This window comes from Micrococcus sp. HG099 (genome assembly GCF_024723355.1).
Taxonomy (GTDB): Bacteria; Actinomycetota; Actinomycetes; order Actinomycetales; family Micrococcaceae; genus Micrococcus; species Micrococcus endophyticus.
Window position 1 is genome coordinate 1 of the sequence record NZ_JANQCJ010000181.1, and the last position, 3,281, is coordinate 3,281.

Below are 3,281 nucleotides of genomic sequence, written 5' to 3' on the forward strand. Positions count from 1 at the left end.
GCCGCGACGTCCTCGACGCGCGAGGGCGCGGCCGGCGCGGACCGGCCGAGCGCCGCGGCGGCGTCGGCATGCCGCTGGAACGCGGCGAGGTCGGCGGGGGCCAGGCCGTCCAGGCGGACGCGGGACCCGTCCTCGCCGGTCTGGGTGCACGTCACCTCGGTGATGCCCAGCAGCTGGAACGCCCAGGGCTGGCGGTGGTCCACCGACGTCACGAGGTCCCACGGCAGGGACTCGGAGCGGCGCGAGAGCAGGCCGCTGTCCACCTGGACGCCGTCGGCGGAGACGTGGAAGCGGGCCGTGCGCCAGCGGACCACGGGGCCGAGCACGAGGGAGGCGACCCACAGGAGCATCAGCGCCTGGACGAGGGGCCCCCAGGGGGCGGGCCACTGGGCGATCCACGTCAGCGAGCCGACGAGCCCGATCGCCATGGCCGGCAGGTCCGTGATCCAGCGGGCGAGCACGTAGCGGGGGGAGTCGGAGAACGACGCCGGCGCGGGCCAGGGGTCGGGGCGGGCGACGGCGGCCTCGCCGGTCCGGGGCGCGGCGTTCACGGCGCGACCTCGCCGGCGGCGACGAGGGCGGTCGCCGACTCCTGGCGGCGGGCGGCGAGCCCGCGCAGGACGACCTCCTTGACGCGCTGCGCCTCGGCGAGCTCCACGGGGCCGAGGGACTCGGCGTCCACCACGCTCACGAAGCGCACCGTGGCCAGGCCGAGCGCCCGCTGCAGGGGGCCGCGGACCACGTGCACGCTCAGGACCTGGGGCACGGCGACGTCCACCGTGTGGCGCACGAGGGCGCCCTTGGCGATGTACACCTCGTCCTCGTCCACCGTGTAGCTGTAGCTGCGGTGCCGGACGCGGTTGACGACGGCCAGGTCGGCGAGGGCGACCGCCGCCGTGAGGGCCACGAGGATCCACAGCACAGGGCCGCCCACCGGGTGGTCCCACCACAGCGCGACGGCGGCCAGGACGGCGGCGATCGGCAGGGCCGTCGCGCACGTGGTCGCCTGCCACACGCGCAGCGCGAGCCGGGGCAGCCGGGTGACCCCGGCGTCGCCGGCCGGGCGGGCGGGCGCGGCCGGGGCGTCCTCGGGCGACGGGGCGGCGTTCGGGTGATCGAGCATGCGGGGTCTTCCTCGGGATCGGTGGCGGGCGGTGTGCGCCGCCGCGTCCAGTCTCCCGGAGCGCCGGGGGCGGGACCACGGACCTGAGTCGGGCGCGGAGTGCGACGAAAGGCGGAGGGCGGGCGCGCCGAAGCCCTCGTCGCGGGGGCGACGAGGGCTTTCGGGGGTGGGACGTCCGCTCAGAGGACGCCGATGGCGCGCAGGACCTGGTCGACGGCACCGGAGTAGCCGAAGCGCACGATCCAGCGGTCGATGGTGGCCCGGTTGTTGCGCACGTAGGTGACGGCGCGGGTGATGGCGGACTTGCCGTACTTCCAGGTGAGGGCGAGCAGGCGGCGGATCACGGTGAACATGGGTGTCTCCTAGGGGTGTCGGGGGTATCGGGGGTGGCCGGCGGGATGCCGGCCGACTGGGGTGTGGGTGTGGGTGTGGGTGTGGGGTGGGGTGGTCGGTGCGGGTCGGCTCAGAGGACGCCGATGGCGCGCAGCACCTGCTCGACGGCACCGGCGTAGCCGAAGCGGACAATCCAGCGGTCGATGGTGGCCTTGTTGTTGCGCACGAAGGTGATGGCGCGGTTGACGGCGGCCGTGCCGTACTTCCAGGCGAGGGCGGCGAGGCGGGCGATCACGGTGAACATGGGTGTCTCCTAGGGGTGTCGGGGGTATCGGGGGTGGCCGGCGGGATGCCGGCCGACTGGGGTGTGGGTGTGGGGTGGTCGGTGCGGGTCGGCTCAGAGGACGCCGATGGCGCGCAGCACCTGGTCGACGGCACCGGCGTAGCCGAAGCGGACGATCCAGCGGTCGATGGTGGCCCGGTTGTTGCGCACGTAGGTGACGGCGCGGGTGATGGCGGACTTGCCGTACTTCCAGGTGAGGGCGAGCAGGCGGCGGATCACGGTGAACATGGGTGTCTCCTTGGGGTGGTGTGCGGATCCTGGCTCTCCGGGCGAGAGGGGTCTGTCCCTCTCAGGAGTCGTTCTCCAGGTGAGTCGTGGTGACTTCTTGTCCTTCGCTCCGGAGGTGTTTTCCTCCCTTGCGATGACTCAATACTCTCGCTCAGGCAAAGGGTGGAAACACCACCGTACGGTGGAATATCAGCCAGCATTGAGGCGGCTCCGTGGGGAGATCAAAGTGGGAGTCTCCGGTCGACTCAGGTGCCGGGCCCGCCGTCGTGGGTCTAGGGCAGGGCGCCGCCGCCCCGACCTTTGATGGACGGCTGGAGTGGCTCGGCCGCCGTCATCGCCGCCGCGAGGCGGTTCCGCAGCCCCACAAGGCCGATCCGAGGCGACCCGGGCGCCCTGGGGCGCGGGGCGATGCCCTCCCGGGGGGCCGCCGCCGGTGGCCGTCCGGGGTGCGCGTGGCGATCGACGGCGATCCGCGCCGGCCTGCGCTGACCTGCTCCGAGCCGTCCGCCGGCCGGCCGCTGGCCGCCGCGTTCCGGGGGCGTCGGCGGTCCGTCTTTCCGGGGCCGTGGAGGGGGTGCCGGCAGGCCGTCCTCCGGGTGGAGGCGGGTAGGCCGTCCCCCCGGTTGCGCCGGCCGGAGGCCCTGGCGCTCGGGGCGCGGAAGGGGATCCGAGGGAACGATTCAGTGCACCCTGCGAGGGACAGGCAATCGGTGAGAAATTGCTCGATACCGGGCACGTGAATGCTCGCTGGGGCGCACGCGGTAGGGCGCAGAAAAGCCGCCGCCCTGCCTGCGTCTGAGACGCGGGCAGGGCGGCGGCGAGTGGGCGGTCCCGGCGCGGCGGGACCCTCAGGCGGGGAGCGTCAGGCGTCCCTGCGTGCGACCACGGCCACGGCGGCGAGCACGGCAGCCGCCGTCCAGCCGACGAGGACCGCCAGGCGGCCGACCAGCGGGAGCAGCGCGGCGGGGGTCACGGGGTCGAGCTGGGACACCGCGGCCGCGCCCGTCCACGCCTGGGCGGGCAGCCACGCGCCCGCCGCGGTGACGGCCGAGCCGATCGCTTCGGGCAGGAGCATCGGGGCCATGGTCATCGCCAGCGGGAGGACGACCATCACGCCCACGAAGGCCAGCAGCGCCACGGGCAGGGAGCGCACCGCCGCCGCCAGGCCGCCGGCGAGGACCACGAGGGCGGTGCCGGCGAGCACCGCCAGCAGCCCGGCGAGCCCCACGGCCCCGGCCGGGACGACCCCGCCGG

The 3,281-nt window shown here is 74.8% G+C and carries 6 protein-coding genes; all 6 read right to left on the minus strand.

Features of this window, described 5'->3' with window-relative positions; genetic code table 11:
- Positions 1 to 551, minus strand: a 551-nt coding sequence (locus NWP10_RS11145; protein WP_258300956.1) for a PH domain-containing protein, incomplete at its 3' end; no start/stop codon positions are given.
- Positions 548 to 1,123, minus strand: coding sequence for a PH domain-containing protein (locus NWP10_RS11150; RefSeq protein WP_101963330.1), 576 nt, complete (start codon positions 1,121 to 1,123; stop codon positions 548 to 550). The genes NWP10_RS11145 and NWP10_RS11150, both read right to left, overlap by 4 nt.
- A 179-nt stretch (positions 1,124 to 1,302) precedes the next feature.
- On the minus strand, positions 1,303 to 1,476 hold the full coding sequence (locus NWP10_RS11155; protein ID WP_181878913.1) for a hypothetical protein: 174 nt from the start codon (positions 1,474 to 1,476) through the stop codon (positions 1,303 to 1,305).
- 110 nt (positions 1,477 to 1,586) lie between these two features.
- Entirely contained in the window at positions 1,587 to 1,760 is a 174-nt protein-coding gene (locus tag NWP10_RS11160; RefSeq protein ID WP_181878914.1) for a hypothetical protein, read from the minus strand.
- 93 nt (positions 1,761 to 1,853) lie between these two features.
- Positions 1,854 to 2,027: a hypothetical protein gene (locus tag NWP10_RS11165; protein ID WP_248194145.1), complete on the minus strand. Its 174-nt coding sequence runs from the start codon at positions 2,025 to 2,027 to the stop codon at positions 1,854 to 1,856.
- A gap of 862 nt (positions 2,028 to 2,889) precedes the next feature.
- Positions 2,890 to 3,281 (minus strand): hypothetical protein (locus NWP10_RS11170; RefSeq protein ID WP_375162490.1); only part of this gene is annotated, 392 nt, incomplete at its 5' end.

Bases quoted from the DNA above. Each gene is read 5' to 3' on its own strand.
- NWP10_RS11160 (WP_181878914.1), bottom strand. From the start codon at position 1,760: ATGTTCACCGTGATCGCCCGCCTCGCCGCCCTCGCCTGGAAGTACGGC.
- NWP10_RS11155 (WP_181878913.1), bottom strand. From the start codon at position 1,476: ATGTTCACCGTGATCCGCCGCCTGCTCGCCCTCACCTGGAAGTACGGC.
- NWP10_RS11165 (WP_248194145.1), bottom strand. From the start codon at position 2,027: ATGTTCACCGTGATCCGCCGCCTGCTCGCCCTCACCTGGAAGTACGGC.
- NWP10_RS11150 (WP_101963330.1), bottom strand. From the start codon at position 1,123: ATGCTCGATCACCCGAACGCCGCCCCGTCGCCCGAGGACGCCCCGGCC.